A 1,140-nucleotide genomic window follows, 5' to 3' on the forward strand; every position below is an offset into this window, starting at 1 on the left:
CTGGCGGGGGCGTTGACGCCGGAGGTGGACGAGATCCTGAGCCGCCATCCGCTGCGGGAGCTGGTCACCTCCTGCGAGCCGCTGCCCCTGCTGGTGGAGCGGGAACGGGCCCTGTACGGAGCCTGGTACGAGTTCTTCCCCCGCTCCGAAGGCACCCCCGAACAGCCCCACGGCACCTTCCGCACCGCCGCCCGACGCCTCCCCGCCATCGCCGCGATGGGCTTCGACGTCATCTACCTCCCCCCCATCCACCCCATCGGCACCACCTTCCGCAAAGGCCGCAACAACACCCTCTCCCCCACCCCCGACGACGTCGGCGTCCCCTGGGCCATCGGCTCCCCCGAAGGCGGCCACGACGCCGTCCACCCCGACCTCGGCACCCTCGACGACTTCGACCACTTCATCGCCGAAACACACGCCCTGGGCATGGAAGTGGCCCTCGACTTCGCCCTCCAGTGCTCCCCCGACCACCCCTGGGTCGCCAAACACCCCGAGTGGTTCCACCACCGCCCCGACGGCACCATCGCCCACGCCGAGAACCCCCCGAAGAAGTACCAGGACATCTACCCCATCGCCTTCGACGCCGACCTGCCCGGCCTCATCACCGAGACCACCCGCGTCCTGCGGCACTGGATGGACCACGGCGTCCGCATCTTCCGCGTCGACAACCCCCACACCAAACCCGTCCTCTTCTGGGAACAGGTCATCGCGGACATCAACCGCACCGACCCCGACATCATCTTCCTCGCCGAGGCCTTCACCCGCCCCGCGATGATGCACACCCTGGCCGCCACCGGCTTCCAGCAGTCCTACACCTACTTCACCTGGCGCACCACAAAGCAGGAACTCACCGACTACGCCACCGAACTCGCCGGCGACGCCGCCAGCTACATGCGCCCCAACTTCTTCGTCAACACCCCCGACATCCTCCACGCCTTCCTCCAGGACGGCGGCCGCCCCGCCTTCGAACTCCGCGCCGTACTCGCCGCCACCCTCTCCCCCACCTGGGGCGTCTACTCCGGCTACGAACTCTGCGAGAACACCCCCCTCAAACCCGGCAGCGAGGAATACCTCGACTCCGAGAAGTACCAACTCCGCCCCCGCGACTGGGACACAGCCGAACAAGACGGACGTACGATC

1 pseudogene is annotated in these 1,140 nt (G+C 68.2%); it reads left to right on the forward strand.

Annotated features, from left to right (window positions below):
- A pseudogene (locus tag I8N67_RS41610) lies at positions 1-1,140 on the forward strand (alpha-1,4-glucan--maltose-1-phosphate maltosyltransferase); the annotation flags it as partial.

Origin of the sequence: Streptomyces adelaidensis (genome assembly GCF_016598475.1) — a bacterium.
Taxonomy (GTDB): domain Bacteria; phylum Actinomycetota; class Actinomycetes; order Streptomycetales; family Streptomycetaceae; genus Streptomyces; species Streptomyces adelaidensis.